Origin of the sequence: Microcoleus sp. PH2017_12_PCY_D_A, assembly GCF_020738565.1 — a bacterium.
Classification (GTDB): Bacteria; Cyanobacteriota; Cyanobacteriia; order Cyanobacteriales; family Microcoleaceae; genus Microcoleus.
Genome location: NZ_JAEQCI010000073.1, coordinates 13,389 through 34,107, shown reverse-complemented (window position 1 = coordinate 34,107; position 20,719 = coordinate 13,389). Strand labels below are relative to the sequence as shown.

13 protein-coding genes are annotated in these 20,719 nt (G+C 45.4%); 3 read left to right on the top strand and 10 right to left on the bottom strand.

Annotated features, from left to right (window positions below; translation table 11 throughout):
- Positions 1–24: 24 nt before the first annotated feature.
- Positions 25–2,808: a GAF domain-containing protein gene (locus tag JGK39_RS21165; RefSeq protein WP_293297252.1), complete on the bottom strand. Its 2,784-nt coding sequence runs from the start codon at positions 2,806–2,808 to the stop codon at positions 25–27.
- A 66-nt stretch (positions 2,809–2,874) separates the two neighbouring features.
- Here JGK39_RS21165 and JGK39_RS21160 point away from each other — a divergent pair, with 66 nt between their 5' ends.
- Positions 2,875–3,057: a hypothetical protein gene (locus JGK39_RS21160; RefSeq protein ID WP_293181608.1), complete on the top strand. Its 183-nt coding sequence runs from the start codon at positions 2,875–2,877 to the stop codon at positions 3,055–3,057.
- Between the two features lie 622 nt (positions 3,058–3,679).
- Complete coding sequence (locus JGK39_RS21155; RefSeq protein ID WP_293157809.1) at positions 3,680–4,069, top strand: response regulator; 390 nt, start codon at positions 3,680–3,682, stop codon at positions 4,067–4,069.
- Positions 4,070–4,247: 178 nt separating this feature from the next.
- On the opposite strand, the gene cheB is transcribed toward JGK39_RS21155, so the two are convergent.
- Together cheB and JGK39_RS21145 are read right to left on the bottom strand one after the other, a co-directional pair.
- Entirely contained in the window at positions 4,248–5,339 is a 1,092-nt protein-coding gene (cheB, locus tag JGK39_RS21150; protein WP_293256802.1) for a chemotaxis-specific protein-glutamate methyltransferase CheB, read from the bottom strand.
- A 166-nt stretch (positions 5,340–5,505) separates the two neighbouring features.
- Entirely contained in the window at positions 5,506–7,998 is a 2,493-nt protein-coding gene (locus JGK39_RS21145) for a hybrid sensor histidine kinase/response regulator (protein ID WP_293256748.1), read from the bottom strand.
- A 15-nt stretch (positions 7,999–8,013) separates the two neighbouring features.
- Here JGK39_RS21145 and JGK39_RS21140 point away from each other — a divergent pair, with 15 nt between their 5' ends.
- A complete protein-coding gene (locus JGK39_RS21140) occupies positions 8,014–8,157 on the top strand; it encodes a hypothetical protein (protein WP_293256752.1) in 144 nt (47 codons plus the stop codon).
- A gap of 67 nt (positions 8,158–8,224) precedes the next feature.
- On the opposite strand, the gene JGK39_RS21135 is transcribed toward JGK39_RS21140, so the two are convergent.
- The 7 genes from JGK39_RS21135 to ldpA all read right to left on the bottom strand — a co-directional run bounded on the left by JGK39_RS21135 (position 8,225) and on the right by ldpA (position 20,426).
- Positions 8,225–10,108, bottom strand: a complete 1,884-nt coding sequence (locus JGK39_RS21135) for a methyl-accepting chemotaxis protein (protein ID WP_293256755.1) — start codon at positions 10,106–10,108, stop codon at positions 8,225–8,227.
- Positions 10,109–10,175: 67 nt separating this feature from the next.
- Complete coding sequence (locus tag JGK39_RS21130) at positions 10,176–11,960, bottom strand: methyl-accepting chemotaxis protein (RefSeq protein ID WP_293297249.1); 1,785 nt, start codon at positions 11,958–11,960, stop codon at positions 10,176–10,178.
- Between the two features lie 155 nt (positions 11,961–12,115).
- Positions 12,116–13,576 (bottom strand): methyl-accepting chemotaxis protein, encoded by a 1,461-nt coding sequence (locus JGK39_RS21125; RefSeq protein ID WP_293256760.1) that lies wholly within the window; start codon positions 13,574–13,576, stop codon positions 12,116–12,118.
- 239 nt (positions 13,577–13,815) lie between these two features.
- Positions 13,816–14,934, bottom strand: a complete 1,119-nt coding sequence (locus tag JGK39_RS21120; RefSeq protein WP_293256762.1) for a chemotaxis protein CheW — start codon at positions 14,932–14,934, stop codon at positions 13,816–13,818.
- 117 nt (positions 14,935–15,051) lie between these two features.
- Positions 15,052–16,722 (bottom strand): CheR family methyltransferase, encoded by a 1,671-nt coding sequence (locus tag JGK39_RS21115; protein ID WP_293256764.1) that lies wholly within the window; start codon positions 16,720–16,722, stop codon positions 15,052–15,054.
- 470 nt (positions 16,723–17,192) lie between these two features.
- On the bottom strand, positions 17,193–18,977 hold the full coding sequence (locus JGK39_RS21110; protein WP_293256767.1) for a R3H domain-containing nucleic acid-binding protein: 1,785 nt from the start codon (positions 18,975–18,977) through the stop codon (positions 17,193–17,195).
- Between the two features lie 297 nt (positions 18,978–19,274).
- Complete coding sequence (gene ldpA / locus JGK39_RS21105) at positions 19,275–20,426, bottom strand: circadian clock protein LdpA (protein WP_293256770.1); 1,152 nt, start codon at positions 20,424–20,426, stop codon at positions 19,275–19,277.
- Positions 20,427–20,719: the final 293 nt, after the last annotated feature.

Here is a 20,719-nt window from a genome sequence, read left to right as displayed (position 1 = left end):
TTGTGAAACCGATCGGCCGCCAGTTTATTCTTTGACAGCAGCGGGGCGAGACAGCGGGATTTCAATCCAAAACTCCGCTCCCTGTCCGGCTTGGGAGATACACTTCAAACTGCCGCCGTGTTTTTCCACCACAATCTGGTAGCTGATGGACAAGCCGAGTCCCGTGCCTTTGCCCACTGGTTTAGTGGTAAAGAAAGGGTCAAACAAGCGCAATTTAGCTTTTTGGCTCAATCCCGGCCCGCTGTCCCGAATCCGAATCAGCACAAGTTGACCGATCGACTTTCGTGACTCACCTCGATCCGAGTCTTGGGACACCACCGCCGTCGAGATTTCGATCGTCTTGGGTGCGGGCTGATTTTCCAAGGAGTCGATCGCATTTCCCAAAATATTCATAAATACTTGGTTGAGCTGTCCGGGATAGCATTCTACCTTCGGCAAGTCGCCGTAGTCTTTAATTACCTTAATTCCCGGTATTGGCCCGTTTGACTTCAAGCGGCTCTGCAAAATCAGCAGCGTGCTGTCAATCCCTTCGTGAATGTCCACAGGTTTCTTCTCGGCTTCGTCGTGCCGCGCGAAGTTCCTCAGGGAAAGGACAATTTGCCGGATGCGTTCGGCTCCCATCTCCATCGAAGACAGAATTTTCAGCAAATCCGGCACTACGAAATCCACATCGATTTCTTCGCTTTTGTCGAGAATTTCCTCGCAAGGTTCGGGGTAGTGCTTTTGATACAAGCGCAGCAAATCCAGCAGATCTTTCATGTACTGCTCGCAATAAGTCAAGTTGCCGTAAATAAAATTAACCGGATTGTTAATTTCGTGGGCGACGCCGGCAACCATTTGACCGAGAGAGGACATTTTTTCGTTTTGAATGAGCTGAGCTTCTTTTTGCTGCAAACTCTGCAAAGTTTCAGTCAGTTGTCGGGCTTGAGTTTGAGCTGCTAAGGCTGCCGCCCGAGTTTGGGCGTAAAGTTCGGCTTGGTCGATCGCGATCGCCAGTTGATCCACCACCGCTTGCAGCAATTCCACTTCGCTGGCCGCCCAGGAACGGCTGCTGTAATGATTGCAAACTATCGCCCCCATTTGACCGGAGTGAGTCTTGAGCGGTAGCAGCAGCTTAGAAACGATCCCGACACCCCTTAAAAAAGCTCGCGTGGCGGAATCTATGCAGGCTGCTGTGGCAGTGTCGCCGATGCGGAGCGTTTGGCGATCGCGAATTTTCTCGGCTAGTAGCGTTACTTGTGCGATCGGATATTCTGCGAGCAGATCTGTGAGTTCAGGATTTGCCGCCTCATGGGTAATCGCAAAACTCGGCTGCCCCTGCCGCGATACTGAATACCACAAAAAGTAACACTGGTCAACCTGCAACAAGCTGCGAATTTCATTAACAGCCGTATCTAAAATTTTGTCGAGATCTAGAGAATTCCGCATCTGACTGGCGAGGCCAAACAGCAGACTTTCCCGGCGGCTCAACAATTCTTCTCGGGCCTTGACACGATCGATCGCCACGCCAATGGCATTAGCCATCCACCCCAGAACTTCTAGCGCCCCCTCCGTGGCAGCAGCGCTGCTGCATACAGCCATCACTCCCACCAGTCGTTCCTCCACAATCAGGGGATAGGCAATGGCGCAGAGGGACGGGTTCGACAGCAAGCACAGAGGAGCCGTTTCGAGTTTTCCCGTTTCTTCTCGCAGCCAATCTTCTATTAGCCGTTCCCAATCTTGGCTGCTGACTCCTGAATCGGCCTGCAATTCTAACCGCTCTATCTGCGGGTTGAACGTCCAGATGCTGGCTGCTGTGGCGTCGAGATGGTCTACCATTGCGTCGGTGCAGCGGTTGAGGGTGGCCGGTATTGTCCCGCCTTGTCCGAGAGCTGCACCAACTTTAGCTTGCAGCATTGCCAAGCGCGATCGCTCCTGTAGCAAGTCTGCCATTGATTGCCCCTCTGTCACTATTTCGGGAATTTGTTTGGGATCGCGATCGCGCCTCATGCCCGCTGAAGTTTCCCGCAAATCCTGAGATTTGCCTGTTTCGAGCACCGGCAGCTTTTTTGTTGGGAATATTCTTGTGTCCTTCTCTGAAGTCTGTACTGCCCAGAAAAACTCCTGGTTCGATCGAGCTAACTCCGAGATTTGCTGGCCCTGTGAAGCGATATCTTCTACCTCTGCCACCTCTTTCTTGGCTTTGACTAATTGCCACCGCAGCTCCACCAAACTCGCAACTTGCCGAGTTAAAATCTCAATACCATCAATCGTATTTTTTGTCAAGCCTTTAGGTACGGAATCCATGACACAGATCGCGCCCAGCATCTGCCCATCTGAGGTGACGACTGGGATGCTAGCGTAAAATTTGATGAAGGGGTAAGAAACAATTAGCGGATGCTGGGCAAATCGCACGTCTGTGGAAGCGTCTCGGACAATGATGGCAGGCGGTTTATTGCAGGAATTTGCAAAGGGTGCGATCGCATCTGCCGCCGCAACCGCAGGTTTTTGTAGGGGAATGTCCCGGTCAAATTCCGAGTTAGAGTTGGAACTCGCGCCCAACTGTGCGGGAGTTTGGTCGATATAGCAGCGATCGCAAAAATTCAGGTAACGGTGTGCCAAAGTTCGATCGATACCTAGCTGCGACTTCAACCAGTGGCCGGAGGCATCAATCAAACTCAAAAAAGCAATAGGAGTTCCGCTCATCCTGGCGGCCAAGCCTACCAAATCGTCAAAGCAAGCCTCTGGATCGGAACCCAGAAGTTGATACAAGTCGGTGCGATCGAGATCGAACACTGTTTTACCAAGAGGCAAGGGTGCTTTCATCATGTATAAGTGCCCATCTAGTTGCTGGCAACCGCCCTAATCAATACTGGCCGAGGAGAAAAACGAGCCATGAATTTTGTCCCGGGAGACTGCGATCGCAAGTCGAACACAGGCTGCTGGCACCAAACTCAGACCAACCTCTTGACTGACATGGAAACTTTTGATTTATGGGAGTTAGAGCACCGCAGATCTAATACTCTAGAAATTATACTTCGAGTTGACTATGCTTTTGATGTGCCAGAGGCTGGGTGAATCTAAGAGCCTCCGTGGGGACGAAGCACCCTTCAAAAATCTATGGCGGATAGCTTACAGAGAATTTCTTAATAAGTTTAATAGTATTTTAACAGACAGATCTAATCGTGGGTAGCAGGCTTGCTGGTAGATTAAAATAATTGGTTTGTGCCACAATACCAGTACGGTTTACCGGGCTGTTGCACAGGCAACTCAACAAAAGTTAGGAGAGCGACTACACAAACACCGAAAATGTTAAACTTTGTAACAATAGTTGTTCAAACTCCACCATCAAGGGTTTGACGGTTGAGATGCAGATTTTGCAACTGTTGTCATCGCCGATCGACCCCTCGGGCAATCTGTTTTTTCGAGTTTGAGGTCAAAAAAACAGGGGTGAAGTTTCTGCTAATGCTCCAACGGAGTTGGGCACTATTTATCCGAAGGCACTCTTGAAAAATGACCCACCCAAAAACCGATACTTGCTTGCCGACAATTTTGAGGGTCGAGATCGCAATTTTAGACTCAAGTTCAAGCTCCCAGATTCATCTGGAACAGTCAATCTAAAATCTACAATCTACAATCGACTGACGGCGGGAATTATGTTTTCTATTTTCAAGAACTATAAATAAACCGGGAGAAGAATATGTCTGCAACTAGCAGTCAAGTACCAACTATTTTGGCAGTTGATGATAGCGTCGTCATGCAAGGACTGGTCAAACAAGCCTTAAGCAAAGAGTTTCGAGTTCTCGTGACAGACAATGCAGTTGATGCTTTGTCAACAATTTATCACGAACAAATTTCGGTTTTGTTGCTCGATGTTTCGATGCCTGGGATTGACGGATTGGAGCTCTGCCGCACGGTGCGAAGCTTGCCTCAGTTTCAGAATTTGCCGATCGTGATGCTGACAGCCAGAGATGGAGCATTTGATAAAGTACAGGGGCGTTTGGCAGGAGCAACCGAGTATTTAACTAAGCCCTTTGATGCTGACAAGTTGCGCGAAGTAATTGGTAAGTTTATCAATATCAAATCATAAAAGAAGACGGGCGCGGTTGAAACCGCGTCTATACCAGCAAAACCCGCCTCCGCGGGTTGAAGCTCAGACCGTTTAAATTACGTTTTATGTTATTCTATTCAGTCGGCGTCCGGCGGACATCGTTTATATAGAAGCGGTTTCAACCCTACGTCCGATCTGCTATATTCTCCCGCTTGTCCTAAACTTTTAATTTCGCCAACAGTAAAGGAGCGATCGCACTGACGGGTAAAACGTGCTGGGCCGCACCGAGGGCGATCGCCTCTTTTGGCATTCCAAACACAACACAACTAGCCTCATTTTGAGCAATAGTCAAACCGCCGGCTTGGGCGATCGCCAACATACCCTCAGCACCATCTCGCCCCATTCCTGTTAGCAACACTCCCGCAGCCCCGCGACCATAAAAACTAGCAACTGACTTAAATGTTACCGTTACAGAGGGGCAATGTCCCGCTTCACGAGCAGCTTCAGAATAAATAAAACGCCCTTGAGCATCCAATTCTAAATGACGTTTTTCTGGCGGGAAATAAACAATCCCAGCTTGCGGCAATTCCCCAAAACCCGCTATCTTCACCGGCAGTTTAGCTTCAAAACCCAACCAGTCAACCAATCCCTGCAAAAACCCTTCACTGATGTGCTGGATGCAAATTACCGGCACTGGCAAATTAGCCGGAAACTGCGAAATAATCGAGTGCAGCGCTTGCGGCCCGCCCGTAGACGCGCCAACAGCCAATAACTTAATAGTTTGAGAATTGAGATTTTTGCTAGATAATTGGTAATTATGAATTGGTAATTGATAAATTTTTTTGCTGGGGCGACGCTCGCCTGTTTCGATTCCTCCCAGCCTTTGATGCCGCGTAAATACTTTAACTCCCGACAAAACTTTAACTTTAGCGATTAACTCATTCCCCAGGCGATCGTAATCAGACGCCAACCCGCCAATGGGTTTCGGAAAAACATCTAATGCACCTGCTTTCATTAATTCAAATACATTTTGAGTATCCTTTGCTTGGACAGAAGCACTAATTATTAAAATTGGTCGCGGGTATTTTTTCATCACTTCTCGCGTGAACTCTAACCCGTTCATTTCTGCCATATTCAAATCTGTACAGATGACTTCCGGCTGAAGTTTTGGGATTAATTCTAGCGCTTCTAAACCGTTAGAAGCCGTTCCGATAACCTGGATTTCTGGCGAAGCATCCAAAATGCGCTTGAGAACGATCGTAGCTACTGGCGAATCTTCTACTAACAATACTTTAATGGGCGACAACATCATACCATTTTAGATTTTAGATTTTAGATTTTTTTAGGTAATGGGTAATGGGTAATGGGTAATGGGTAATGGGTAATGGGTAATGGGTAATGGGTAATGGGTAATTCTCCCCCTCTTCCCCTGTCCCCCTCTCCCCCTGTCCCCCTCTTCCCTTCCCCTCTGACAATCAAACTAACCTTTTCAAAGTCTCGATTAATACATCTTGATTGAAAGTACCTTTAGGAATATAAGCATTAGCGCCAGCATCAGCTCCTCTTTTTCTATCTTCATCCGACGCCAAAGATGTGACCAAAATAATCGGTAACTCACTGTATTCTTTTTGCTGACGAATTTTAACAGTCAGTCCCAAACCGTCCAAATTAGGCATTTGTACGTCAGAAATCAGAGCATCAAAATAGCGAGTTTTTAATTTATTGAAAGCATCCAATCCGTCCACTGCTGTCACAACTTCATAACCTGCACCTTCCAGGATGCGCTTTTCTTGAGTGCGGGTAGCGATCGAATCTTCTGCTAAAAGTATAACTTGTTTTCGGCTGACTGTCTCAATTGGCGATCGCGCACCCCCAACCCCACCCAACAAAACTTGCTTGCGTACAGATTTTATCAAATCGTGGGGATTGAGCACCATACAAACTTCCCCAGTACCCAGAATCGTTGCACCAGAAACGTTTCGCACCCGTTTCAGCAATTGACTTTGAGGCTTAATCACCACATCCTGTTCGTCAATCAAAGCATCTATAAATAATCCCAATCTTTCCTCCCCAACTTTCAAAACAATACAAGGAATTTTCCGAGAATTATGATTCACCGATTCTACCTCTGTATTTCTCTTGAATTCTCTCCAACTTTCCTGTCTCCACTCCCGATTATTGTGCAACCAATCTCTATTATTTAATTCTAGTAGATCTGCTAAATACGCAACTGACAAAGGCTGATTATCTAAAATTAGTGTTGCCTTGCTTTCGAGAGAAAAAATATCAGAAGAGCGAACCAATATAGCAGTTTCAATAAACTCGATGGGCAGCGCATAAGCAATACCGTCAACCGCTAATATTAATACATTAGCTGTAGCTAAAGACGTGCTGAGTTGCAAGCGAAAAGTGCATCCTTTTTCCAGAACAGATTCAACTTGAATGCGACCTTTTAATGCTTCAACATTAGTCCTAACTACATCTAAACCTACCCCTCTTCCAGAAATTTCAGTAACAAATGTTCTGGTTGAAAAACCCGGAGCAAAAATCAGCGATTGAATTTGGCTTTCTGTCATCGCTGCCAGTTCTTCCGGCGTGCAGATGTTGCGTTTGACAGCAGTTTGTTTAATGCGGTCGAGATTCAGCCCCCGACCATCATCAGCAACTTCAATAATAATATTGCTAGCAGTCTGGTATCCTTTAATTCGGAGAGTAGCGGCGGGAGGTTTACCGAGCTTTTCGCGATCGGCTGGCGTCTCAATTCCGTGATCGATCGCATTCCGAATCAGGTGCATTAAAGGGTCTTTCATTTCTTCTAGAATGCGTTTGTCAGCTCGAGTTTCCCCACCTTCAATGACTAATTTAACCTCTTTTCCTTCCCGCTTAGCCAAGTCTCTAACTGCCCGTGGAAATAGATTAAAAATAGTAGACAAAGGCAGCAGTCTGAGAGTGCGAATTCCTGATGCCAATTCCTCGGAAATTAATTCGAGTCTTGCAGTATCTTCATCAACTCGATTTTTCAATCTATTCACTAGAGTTCCCAGACGTTCTAAACGTTCTTCTGTACGCTGGTAATAATTCTGTAACTGTATGATGAGGGCATTTTGTTGAAAAGCATTTTTGTCCGATTCTATCTGATGAAAAGCCAAGCGATTTATAAAAGCTTCTCTGCTCCAACTTTCCCACAAATTTGTCAGTTTTTCGATATCAGCAAGTCGGTGTACTAACCTAGTTTTTGTAACAGTAAGTTCACCAGCTTGAGTCATTAAATCGTCTAAATTTTTGGTAGCAACGCGAATTGTTTCGATGCGGTAAGACGAACTTGAAGAACTGCTAACAGCGGGTTGGGAAGCCGATGCAGTAGCGGGGGCAGAAGCCCCACGCAAGTTGTGAGATTGGAGCAACAATTCTTGCTCGGATTGTAGAGTCGAAAAAGAATAATTTTTATCTAAATTAGTGGCGGAATAAGTTTCACTATTTGTTTCGGGTTCCGCAGTAGACGAATCAATAAGTTGCGTTTGTATTAATTCTTCTTCTGGTACCTTTGAAGATTCTGGCTGTGCTATGGGGGCGGTGGAAAGGGGCTTGTTAGAAGCACCCATCATGCTAGCGAGCACGTAAAAGGTATTGACACCGGAATCTTGACCAGTCACGGCTTCGTCAACGAGTTTGCGGATGGCGTCTAAACCTTGCGAAAGTCGATCGCTAATTTCTGAAGTTAGTTGAGTCTCTCCCCGCTTGACACCTCCCAAAATATGCTCTATTTGATGAGCTAAAGATGCTACATTTTTTACCGCCAACATCCCAGCATCGCCTTTAAGAGAATGAGTTTCCCGCAGCAATTCTTCTAACTTAGCTGAGTCCCCCGGGTGTTCTTCCAAGTACAGCAATCCATCGTCTAGTTTCTGCAAGTGTTCTTCACTAGCAATTTTAAATACATCTCGGAGTTCTTCATCTTCAATTATCATAGGTGTTTGTGGGGAATGGGGAATTGGGAATTGGGCAAACAGGTAATTGGCCAAACAGGTAATTGGGAATTGGGGATTGGCCAAACAGGTAATTGGGAATTGGCCAAACAGGTAATTGGTAATTGGGAGTTGGTAATTAATCTTCCTTCTTCCTCATGACTAATGACTGCTGACTAATGACTGCTGACTAATGACTAATGACTAATGACTGCTGACTAATGACTTCTTACACTATAGACTTAAGATTTAAAGCAGCTTCATTAAGTTTTTGAGTGCCTACTTTGACTTGAGTAATGCCGCTGATAGTTTGAGATGCAGTGCGGTTGAGAGAGTTCATTTCATCACCTACTTGCCCGATCGCGATCGCCTGCTGTTTAATATTCAAAGAGATTTGTTGATTGCTAGCAAACACCAGATTGCAAGCTTCCCGAACCCCCGTAAAAGCTTCTGCTGTATCCTGCGCTGTTTTCACCCCTGCCGCGACTGTTTTGCGGCTTTCTTCCGTTGCTTTCACCGTCGAGTCGATCGCGCCCTTAATTTCTGGAATAATACCATTAATCTTTTGCGCCGCTTGTTGGCTTTCATCTGCTAATTTACGAATCTCGCTGGCTACCACCGCAAAACCTTTGCCATACTCACCAGCCCTGACAGCTTCCACAGCCGCGTTAAGAGCCAGCATATTTGTCTGAGTGGCTAAATCGCTAACTAAATTTGCCAAAGCCGAGATATTACCAATCTGACTCGTGCTATCCGCCAGGCGCTGATTTTGCTGAGAAATTGCCGCCACAGCTTGTCTGAGACTCAACATTTGATTGAGAGTTTCCTCAACTTTTTGAGTACCTTCTTGCGCGAGAGTTAACGCTTGGCGAGCTGCGGCGGCGACAGCTTCAGCTTGCTCGGCTGTGTGCCGAGAAGATATGCCCAATTTTTCTAAGGTTGCAGTTGTTTCATTGACGGAGAGAAATTGCTCGCCGACGACTTGCTCTTGCTCATTCATATTAGATAATATTTGCATTGAGAATGACGATATTTGATAGATCAATCCTCGAATCAGCTTAATTAGTTTTCCGAGCACAAACAATCCTAATCCCAGAACAGTACCCAGGGACAATATAGCAATAATAGTAGCTATTTTTCTTAAAACAAAAACAGAAGCAAAGAGCGAATATTTAGGTGCTTGATTCACAATTACAATAAATTTGTTGTTATTTTGTTTGCCAAGAAAAACTGTATCATAGCTAATCACTCGATCGCCGAGGTCAATACTGCCTTTGCCACCAGAAAGTATTTGTGTCGCTACCTCTGCCGAATAATCTTTGTGGATATTTTCATTGGTTTTTTTTTCATAAGCCCATTCTTTTTTAGAGTTGAAATGGGAGATATAGTTACCATCTTGATTTAACATAAAAGCTTGCTCTGACTTGTCATGATTGAGGTTTTTAACTATATCGATCAGATTTTTGCCCAAGGAATTGGCAATCAAAATACCTTTTCTTTCTCCTTTAGTATTAAAAATGGGAGTTGCATGACGAATGGTTGGCTTGTAAGGAATTTCTATTTTACCGCGCTCTTGATTCAGATTAAATTGAGAGACATATATTTCTCCAGGTTTTAGCTTCATAGTTAAGTAAAAGTAATCCCTATGAGCTTGATTTTGGAGCTCGGAATTGGGAACAATTTTGATATTTTTGCCATCAGAATTTACGCGCACGAGTTCGTTGCCATTCTCATCTATATAACGCAATTGCATATAATATGGCTTAACTTCCATCATTGATACAAATGTGATTTGCATTCGATCGACCCAATTTTGATAAGTTGAATTAGTTTCTTTGTCTGCTCCATTTCCATCTCTAGCTCTAATTATTCCTTGGATAGGGGGAGTTTTGCTGAAGAACAAAACATCGTAACTGATATTTTCTAGTTTGTTGACAATTTGCTCTCCGCTGGAGGTGACACTTTCAGTAAGATTAGTTAAGGCTAAGGTTTGCAGTGCTGCTGCGGAAGAGGAAATTCCATACCAGCCAACAAGAGATACTGGAATCAAGGTACTTAAAATTAAAAGCAGTAGCAGTCGGTTTTGGATTTTTTGGAAAAATTTCTTAATCATTGGGAGTGGGTAATTGGTAATTGGTAATCGATAATCGGCAATCAGCAATAAATCTTCCTTCTTTCAACTACACTGCTGATTTGAGATTTTGGGCTGCTTGGTTTAGTTGAGCAATGCCGAGTTTGACTTGAGAAATACCGGAGGCAGTTTCCTGAGTGGCGAGGTGAAGAGAGTTGACGGATTCAACTACATCCTGAATGGCGATCGCCTGGTTTTTCGATGTAACGGAAATTTGTTTGCTGTTGGCAGCAATGCGATCGATCGCCCCGGCAACTCCAGCAAATGCGTCGGCGGTTTTTCGGGCAATTTTCACGCCATTTTCTACAGTTTTTGTGCCATCATCGGTTACTGTTGCTGTCGAAGTAATGGCTTTCTGGATCTCTGCAACTAAAGCATTGATGTTGCTAGCAGATTCCTTGCTGCGATCGGCTAATTTGCGAATCTCGCTGGCAACAACAGCAAATCCTTTGCCGCTTTCACCGGCTCTGACTGCTTCGACAGCAGCGTTGAGGGCGAGCATATTTGTTTGGTTGGCTAAATCGCTGACTAAACTGGATATATTGCCAATGCGATCGGTTTGATCGCTTAAATGCAAAATTTGTTTTTGAATTGCTCCGACATTTTCTGTCAAAGTTGCCATTTCTTTCAAGGTATTATCTACCGCTTGACTGCCTCCTGCTGCAAGTTTAAGGGCTTGGGCTGCCCCAAAAGCCGCAGCTTCGGCTTCGGAGGCACAAGCTTTGCTTGATTCGCTCAATTCGTTCATTGTACTCGCAGCGCGATCGACTGCATATAGCTGTTGGCTGGCGATGCGTTCCTGCTGTTCGACGGTGACAGCAATTTGGGACGAAGAAGAGGCGATCGCCCGCACAATGTGATTAACCGAGCGGGTAGTGCGACGAGCCCAAAAAATTGCGATCGCGCTAACAAGAGTAGCAGTAAACCCAACTCCTGACATCAAAGTATACAGTAACTCTTGTTGGGGAGCAAATACATTTTTTGTATCGTTAGCAATAATCACGCTCCAACCCAATTCTGGGATATTTTCTAATGCTTCAATAGGAGCATAAGTAAGCAATTGCTTAGCTCCATCGATGCGATCGATATCTATGGCACTGTCAATTTTTTTGTTAGCTTGCATTTTGGCAAAAACACTAAAATCAGAGGCTGCATCTCTGCCGATCTGCTCAATTTCTGTTGCTGAAAAAAACTTGCCATTGCCATCAATTAGATGGAATTCCTCTTTTTTTAATCCTTCAGAACTTCTGGTTAGCTTTTTTTGTGTTTCCTTAAAAGTCTGCTCTAAATAAGTTATGGGCGTGCGAGTCCTGATGACGGCGATAGTTTCGTTAGTATTGACATCCACAACCGGAGCCGCAGTAAAAAGGGCATATTTGCCGTCAAGCGATGACTTTATAGGCTGCATAATGACAGCCTGATTAGTTTTTGTTACTTCCTGAAAATAGTCCTGCTTTCCCAAATCTACAATTTTTTCTCCAGTGGATTGAAAAATAGTATTTCCCTTGAGATCGGCGACTGCAATGCTGTCGTAGCCTTCGTCTTCTTCTATATATTTATCTAAGATAGCTTCCTTTTGAATGGTTGAAGTCGTTTGGCTGACTCTGGGGTCGTTAAGTATGCTTAAGCTTGCTAGTTGCTTGATATCTTGGTAGCGTTCTAACATAAAATTGCTGACTTCATTGGCAGTAGCGAGCGCCCGCGTTTCTTGATAATTAATTACATAGCTAGTGATACTTTGATTGGCTAAGAAAAAAGTTATTGCCCCAGTTAAAATTACGGGAATTGTTCCGAGGGCGATCGCAAAAACAATCGCTTTAATTCTTAAAGACATTTTTTTCATTGGCTTTTCATAATTATTAATGACTCATACCATTTGAGAATTGAGATTTTAGATTGAATAATAGGGATTGACTAATGAGTATCGGGGTTTGGAAGACGGGCATACTGTTAGATTCGCTTTTCAAACTATCAGAACTGATAACTATGCTAAACAACTGCTTTTAAATCTAAAGCAGCTTCATTTAATTTTTGAGTGCCGACTTTAGTTTGAGTGATACCGCAAGCTGTTTGTGCTGCTGCTTGGTTGAGACAGTTCATTGCTTCGACTACTTGTTCGATCGCGATTGCTTGCTGTTTAGCATTCAGCGAAATTTGCTGAGAACTCAAAACTACGTTGTTAATGGCATCAGCTACTCCGGCAAATGCTGCGGCAGTTTCTTCCGCAATATTTACGCCAGATTCCACGGTTTTAGTTCCTTCGTCTGTCACCATGACTGTTGAGTTGATCGCGCGCTGAATATCAGCGACTAAGAGATTTATTTGCGCGGCAGATTTTTTACTGCGATCGGCGAGTTTGCGAATTTCTGAGGCGACAACGCCAAACCCTTTGCCGTGTTCGCCGGCTCGCACTGCTTCGACAGCCGCATTTAATGCTAACATATTAGTTTGATTTGCCAAATCACTGACTACAGTTGAGATATTGCCAATGCGATCGGTTTGCTCGCTCAACTGCATAATTTGTCCTTGCATATCCTGCACTTTTGTTTTCAGTATTGCCATTGCTTCTAAGGTTTGTTCCACAGCTTTTGTACCGCCACCGGCTAAAGTTAAAGCTTGCATTGCTTGACTTGCGGCAGTTTCTATCTGCTGTGAAGTCGCCCTAGAAGATGCACCCAATTCGTCCATTGTCGTAGTAGTTTCATTGACTGAAATTGCTTGCTGGCTTGCCATGCGTTCCTGTTCTTCAACTGTGGCGGCAATCTGGGCGGAGGAACTGGCGATCGAACTAATTGCGCGATCGATAGTTCCAGCAATTCCTGATGAAATCACCCAAGCAACAGTGGCACCCAGCAGCACTAACAGTATCGAACCAAACACCAGCGTCGATACCAAAAAGCTTAAAGCTGCCTTCGTAATTTTCGTTTCTTGCTTAATAATTTTTAATTCTGTTTCCCGAAATAGCCGGTTCAATTCCACAAATTCATTCACAAATTTGGTATACTTGCCTGTATTAAATATAGCTAGGGCTTCGGCGGTCTGATTTTGTTGAAACAAGCGTACTATTTCGTTAGAACCATCATAATATTCGTTGACCAGCTCTGACATTCTCTGCAAACGGGCTTTTTGTTCGGGATTTTTTACAATCGGCTTTACATTAATTGCTGATTTTCTAGCCAACTCTGCACCTGTTTTAAAATCGTTTAAAAACTGCTGGTTTTTATTAACTAAATAGCCGCGCATCCCCCGTACCATTTGCTCCGCACCTACGGACATATTGCTTGTTTCTCCGATAAATATTTCTACCCTTTCCACTTCTTTGAAAGTCTCAAATACCTGATTTGTAGTAGCGAGGACTAGGACCGGCAGCCCTAAATAAATAGCTGCTGGTGCTAGATATCCGACGAGCATCTTGTTTCTAATGTTTAATTTTTTAATTGATAAAAACATATTTTTTCGTTAATTTAAGATAGCATTGGCATTAGTAAGGTTCTGACGCTGCGATAGTCGTTGGGAGTCCGCGGTTGGCAAGGGAAATCAGCTAACCACTTCTGGTAGAGATGCCGTACAGTGACACTAGAAAATAGTATCATAGCAAATTCTGTTCTCTTGCTCTCTTTTCTTTAGTTTCGAGTGGTGGTGACATCGGTTTTGCAGGTGCGATCCCGATTTAGCCGTAAAATTTTTCTTCAAACCTCCTCGTCAACAGCAACTCCTCCTTTTGTTAACAGTTTCTGCAAGTTCAGAACAGCGATAAGTTTTTCCTCGTAAAAAGCGGTGCCTCGAAGATATTCGCGGTTGGCCGAATTTAGTGCAGCAGGAATAGTTGCAATCTCTGCCACATTTAAATGTATAATATCCAAGATTTCGTCAACGACTATACCGGCGACCAAATCTTCAATTTCAACAACGATCGCCTTTGATAGAGATTTTGTGTCGGCTGACATATTTAAAACATTCCGAATGTCCACTAGGGTGAGAATCTCGCCCCGCAAATTCATATTTCCAATAATGCGATCGGGAGTGCAAGGAATGGGAGTTACTTGGCGAATGTCAGTGAATTCGCGCACTACACCTAGGTTAATACCAAAGTATTCGCTGTTTAAAACAACTACGGCTAGGGACATATCAATTGCGGTGGAGTTTTCGATCTCGCCCTGCTGCCTCAAATTCTGAGCCCTGTCTCGAAAAATTGCCTTTTCTTGTGCTGTAGCATTCGGACAAAAAACGTGAATTTTGACCAAAACTTTAGCATCTTCTGGTAACAATTGTGGCTCTATTTCTAACTGCAAATTGGTGGTTTCTAGGTTGCCGGAGGCCGCGGAAACTCCTGCATCGCTTGCAGACACTGGGATTGGGGCTTCTGTTTTGTCGGGAGAATATCGAATTAGCCGATCGAGATCCAGCAGCATAATCATATCGCCTTCACAGCGGGCAAATCCAGCTAAAAAATGATGGGGGGCTTCTGGGTTGTCTCGCCCGTAAGATAGCTGGGGAGTTATGGCATCTGCGGAGATCTGCTTAACTTCGTTAACTCGATCGACAATGATAGCAAGTCGAATTTCTTGCCATTCTATGACGATCGCACTATCTGTGACAGAATAGTCCTGCCAAACGTAGCCAAAACGGAGATTTAGATCCATCACGGGCAGAATCGATCCCCTGAGATCGATCGCCCCGACAATATCTTGAGGCGCTTCGGCGATCGGTGTCAACTCCGGGAGAAAGAAAATTTCTCGAACGCAGCCGACTTCTACACCGCAGAGCAAACCGTTATGTTCAAATATAAGATAGGGCTTAGTTTCCATATTTACCGCGACACTTTATTGACTAGGACTTGCAAAAAAAAACTGATTTCTAAAAGCATATTACGTTGGGCACCGGCGCACTTACAAAAAACAGACTTTTTAGCTTTTCCTGGCGCGTCAGTTTGGTTTGCTGTACAATTTTACCAATTTTTTTTGAACATCAATCAATACTTGAGTCGCTGTCATTTTTCCCTGTTGCTCTATCGGAGTATTGGGCGGTAGTTTTTTGAGAATATCGCAAGATGAATTATACATTTTAATAGCTTTATTTAGCTTACCTTCTTTATTGTATATATTCCCGAGTTCGAGATAAGCGGAAACAAAAGACGGGCAAAGATAAATAGTTTTTTTTAAAAATCTTTTAGCTGTTTCCAAGTCGCCCTGTTCTTCAGCGATGTGAACTTGCAAATAATAAGGAAATACTGACATAGCATCTACTTTGCTGGCTCGCTTGCAGTGTTCTATCGCCTGAGAATACTTCCCTAAATTTGCATAAATTTGAGCCAGCAAACAATCAGCCTCAAAATTGTGAGTTTGGAGGTTTAGCGCCTGTTTGGCTTTATCAATTGCCTCAGCATAAGCTTTATTTTTAAAACAAGCTTTTGCCTCTAAAATCAGCATTTTAGGCCTTTGGCGATCGGCTTTTTCTGCTGCGATTGTGGGAGATAAACCAGATATTTTATTGTTCGCCAGCTCGCCCTCTACATAGCGACTTCGCAGCATCTTTCCCAGCCCGGTACTTGCTGTTAACAGCGACCCGACATCCGCAAAATTGCCGTTAGCAAAACTAGCTGGCACAGTTTCCTCTTCCCTCGGTAGCAACTGACCCCTGTTGTTTTCCAATTCCGATTTATTTCCCGATTCCCCAAAGGCAGATTTTGCTTTAGATTCTGGTGCAATCAAAGACTTTCTGTTACCTGGTTCCTCCTCTAGGAAATTCTTGGCTTGATAAACAACCGACTCCGGGAAACTCTTGGGCTGAAAATCGTTAATCGCGTGACTGTGAATTTCAGCGTGACCGGTCATTAAATATCCTCCTGGTCTTAGGGTTTTGGCAAACTTTTTCAATACCTGTGAAATATACTGAGCTTCAAAATAAACAAAAACATTTCGGCATAAAATCAAATCCATTTTATGAAGATCTGTGTAAATATTAGGAAAATTTTCTGTCACTAAATTTACAGCTCTAAAACTGACAAATGGGCGCAATTTCTGGTCGATTTCCCAATCGGTTTCCCGCCGAGAGAAATATCGATTTTGCAGTGCCGGGTCAACTAAGCGAAACGACCAATGGCTATAAATTCCTCGCTGAGCTTTTTCTATTGCTGCTTGATTGATATCAGTACCTAAAATTAAAATTTTCCATTTGTCCCAATCAGGAATTAGTTGTTTTAAAATAATCAGTAAAGAATAAGGTTCTTCACCAGTCGAGCAGCCGGCACTCCAGATTCGCAGTCTGGGCTTAATTCCCAATGTCTCGTGCACTTTTCTTGTGCGTGCGATCAATTCCGGGAAAATCACTTTTTCCAGCAGCGAAAACTGTCCTTTGTCCCGCATGAAATAACTTTCGTTCGTTGTCAGCAGCAAGGTTAGTTCCCGCCATTCATTTTGACTTTCCGGACTCGAAGCGGCTAAAATTTGATAATATTGGTCGGGAAAGGCTATTTTTAAAGCTTTCATTCGAGTCAAAATTTTTCGAGACAAACCCGATCGATCTTGCGGGCGAATTTGTAAACCCGTGCGAGCGGCAATTAATTGGATAAATAGCTGAATTTGTGCATCATTCATGTCAACTTCGGTAAATATAGCCGAGTCTCAGAAAGATTCGCGGACTATCGGCCCGCGCAGGGCATAGGGCATAGGGCATAGGGCATAGGGCATAGGGCATAGGGCATAGGGCATAGGGCATACCTCATTTTTTTGAGAACCGCTGTATGTTTACTTATAATCTGTTATCTGTTATTGTAGGGGGTTTGGAATTGGGAATTGGGAATTGGGAATTGGGAAGAAAGCCCGATCGCACTCACCGGCAAAAATCATAGCAACGGGAATAATATCACGTGCGGTCGATAAACCACAAGATTCGGGTCTACGCAGTGTACCGCGCTACAAGAATCATAGTTAATTGAGCCGACACGATATCGAAGGCAGCAGGTAGAAAACAGACAGCAGCATGAAAAAAATTCGGTCGCTTGCCTTCTACCTGCTGCCTTCAAGCAGTAAGGTGCGCAGTGCGCACCCTACATATAGAGGGCTGTTTAAGCTGGAAAAATCCGCAGGCGGCGGTTTGGTTCTTCCCCAAAACTGTGAGATTTCAGGTGATAGTGTTCCACAAGTTCGTGCTGCATTTTGCGGACATTGGGAGAACGGGGTAAGAGTTCCACCGGCTGTCCCTTGGGAATGACAATTTGCTCGACGGCCAAGCGCGTTTCTTCGAGAGCTTCGAGCTCGTCAGAATTACCGCTGCGGGCGAATAAGGCGAGGTCTGCCACTTCCGGCGTGCCCGGGTCGTCCATGTCCAACAGGCGCCGCAAAGCTCTCGCTACGTGGGGAATAGTCCCAGCTTTGATTGTGTGCAGGGGAACTTGGCGAGTTTTGGCCAAGTGCCTCAATTTTGACTGGTTCCGCACGTTCGATCGCAAAGCCAACACCACGTCAGCACTTTCAATATCCTTCGTCAACTGCACCGGCAGGTTCAGCGTCGAAATCACCTGTTCGAGCTGGTGGCGAGCTATGCCGTAAGGATAAACGTGGAGGGGCAAATCTTCGCCGTTAGGGCCGACATTCTGGGAATAACGACCTCGCTGCTGCGGTACAGGTTCCACGGACAGGGATTCTTCGAGGAGTTGCTCGAAATACCGAGCCTCTGTCACGGGCGCGCTGTTAGCAGCGGTAGCAGCAGCGAATTTCTCGCCTGGAGGGGGCATCGGCACCATTTTGCCCGCACTCCGCCACCCAGAAATCGGTGTGACTGGCCGCATTCCTGATACCGCAGCGGAGCCTGAACCCGAAGCTGGCATCCCTGGGAACCGGGCGGGGGGAGCGGCTGATTCGCGCTCGATAATTACTTCTCCGCTGTCGCTGACGCTTCTGATTTGCTGGTTCGGTTCGCGTCCCCGCAGCAGAGTGTCGATCGAATCTGAGACTCTTTCGTGGATTACCCAGCGCTGGCGTTCGAGCATTTCGACGGCAATTTCAAAAGTTGGCGGTGATTTGCGCTCCAAAACCGTCTTTTGAGAACCGCGCCTTCTCGCCTCGTCATCTCCCAGCGTCACCGCTTGGATGCCCCCAATTAAATCGGCCAGAGTCGGGTTTTTCATCAAGTTTTCGAGCCGGTTCCCGTGGGCGGTACCCACCAACTGCACGCCCCTTTCCGCGATCGTCCGAGCGGCCAAAGCTTCTAATTCCGTACCGATTTCGTCAATCACGATGACTTGCGGCATATGGTTTTCCACTGCTTCGATCATGACTTGGTGCTGGAGTTCGGGACGGGAAACTTGCATTCTGCGAGCTCTGCCGATCGCCGGGTGCGGGATATCTCCATCTCCAGCAATTTCGTTGGAGGTGTCGATGATTACCACCCGTTTATCCAAGTCATCGGCGAGCACGCGGGCGATTTCCCGCAAAGCCGTAGTTTTGCCGACTCCGGGCCGCCCGAGCATCAAAATTGATTGACCGGTTTCCACTAAATCGCGGATAATGCCGATCGTCCCGAACACAGCGCGGCCCACCCTCAAAGTCAAGCCGATAATCTCGCCGCTGCGGTTGCGAATGGCGCTAATTCGGTGCAGGGTTTGCTCGATACCGGCTCGATTGTCGCCGCCGAAGCTGCCGACTCGATCGATGCAATAGCTGATGTCTGCTTTGGAAACTGGTGTTTGGGAAAGAGGTTCGGCCAAGGATGGAAAACGAGCTTCTGGTAGGCGGCCCAAATCCATCACAATCTCAATGAGATTGTTGCGCTGCGGGTGCTGCTCTAAGGGCTGCCGGATCTCATCTGGCACGATGTCTAATAGTCTGTTGAGGTCGTCTGTAATCTGCATTCGCCTCGGTGTGTTCGGTGACGTTTTTAACTTTTTAGTCAGTTGGCATTAGTCATTAGTCATTAGTCATTAGTTATTAGTCATTAGTTGTCTATTTACGGATTACGCATCGGTAGGCGAGAAACCCGGTTTCTACGAGTTTTGCGTTGGGTAACGAGAAATATAGTAAGAAACCGGGTTTCTGAGGTCGCAAGTGCGATCGCGAAATCGCAAAATACAGTTGTCAGTTTTCAGTTTTTTTTTATTAACTAATGACTAATGACCAATGACCAATGACCAATGACCAATGACCAATGACTAATGACTTTTGATTTGGGAAACTAGAGAACGAGCTAAACTCACCGCCTCCGAGAGAAGTTCTGGGACGGCTTCGAGCTGAGTCAACCGAGGTGTTTGAACTTCGGCTGCGTCGCAAGCGACTGCTACCCCAACGGCATAAGCTCGATCGGTCTGCATTGTTTCTAATTGTTCTAAAATTGGTGACAGCAAAACCCTGGCATAACTGCCATAAGCTATACCTGCAATGTGTGGGACATCAGGAATTGACAAATTTTTCCGATGCTCCCTCATCAGTCCAGAGGCTCTGAGTTTGCTGACAGTGTGAGCATTAGTGCCGCCTGCAAGTTGCACGTATCCGGGTAAGCCGGCCGCCAAAACTTTTTGACCGAGTTTGACTGCGGCTCTAGTAGTTCCTATTCCGATATCTCCACTCATCGGCCTACCGTCGGTTTGCCAAATTAGAGGACAAGGAAGGGGGGAAATTATTTGATAGAGTGTCCGCAAATAATCAATCAAACCGTCTCCATCGGGGCAACTAATTGCTATTAATTTGAGTTGATCTACCCAGGGAGCTATGCTCGACCAAAGTCTCGCAAAATCTGCCTCTCTGCCTACTTGCGTGTGGATTTCTAGGGCATCCGCACCGGATTGCAAGATTAAAGGTGCGATCGCAGCGGGAGCAGACACGTAAGAACGAGTGTAAATTAATTGGCTCGGACAAACAGGCAGACAGCGACCGCAGCCATAGCACTGCTTGTCGATCACCCCGGAAAAACCACCGCCAGCACTCGGAAAAACTATTGCGGAGGCTGGACATATTTTTTCGCAAGGCCGCCAGCAGTCCACCGGACAATCGGCTGGGTTGAATTCGGCTTTGCGAAAATGCGGATCTTCCCCATCGTTTAAACTCACCATCAGCCAGGGCAACCCTTCGCCGCCAAACCTGCGGTTTTGAGTTTTTGCCTGTAATTCGCTGGCAACTTGTAGGGCTTCTTTTGCTGCTGCGACGGCGGCGGGATCTGCCGCGACATCAATACAGTCAGCACCTGCTAAGGTGTAAGCCAATGTGAGATTCCGAACCGCCGGCAGGTGTTGAAAGCTCGCCCCACAGATTAGCTTGAACCAATGACCATCTTTTAATGAGTTTAGTGGATGATAATGTTCTGTCACCGTTATATGCTAATCCTTTCACCTAAAAATTACCATGCGAAAATTTTTACTTAATTTTAAAATTTAGGCTGAGACAAGCTGGAAACGCTACTGATAGCAGTACCTCTGGGGATCTTGGCTCTATATGTAGAGTTCGGGCTTAATTTTTTTTCCTAAATTTGATTTTTTTGATAGCGGTGTTCCAGGGGCGATCGGGTTTTAGATTATAGATTTTAGATTATAGATTGCGAATTTCAAAGGATGACTATTTTAAAGGCAGACTCTCTACAGTAGCATATTTGTGCGGTTTTGGC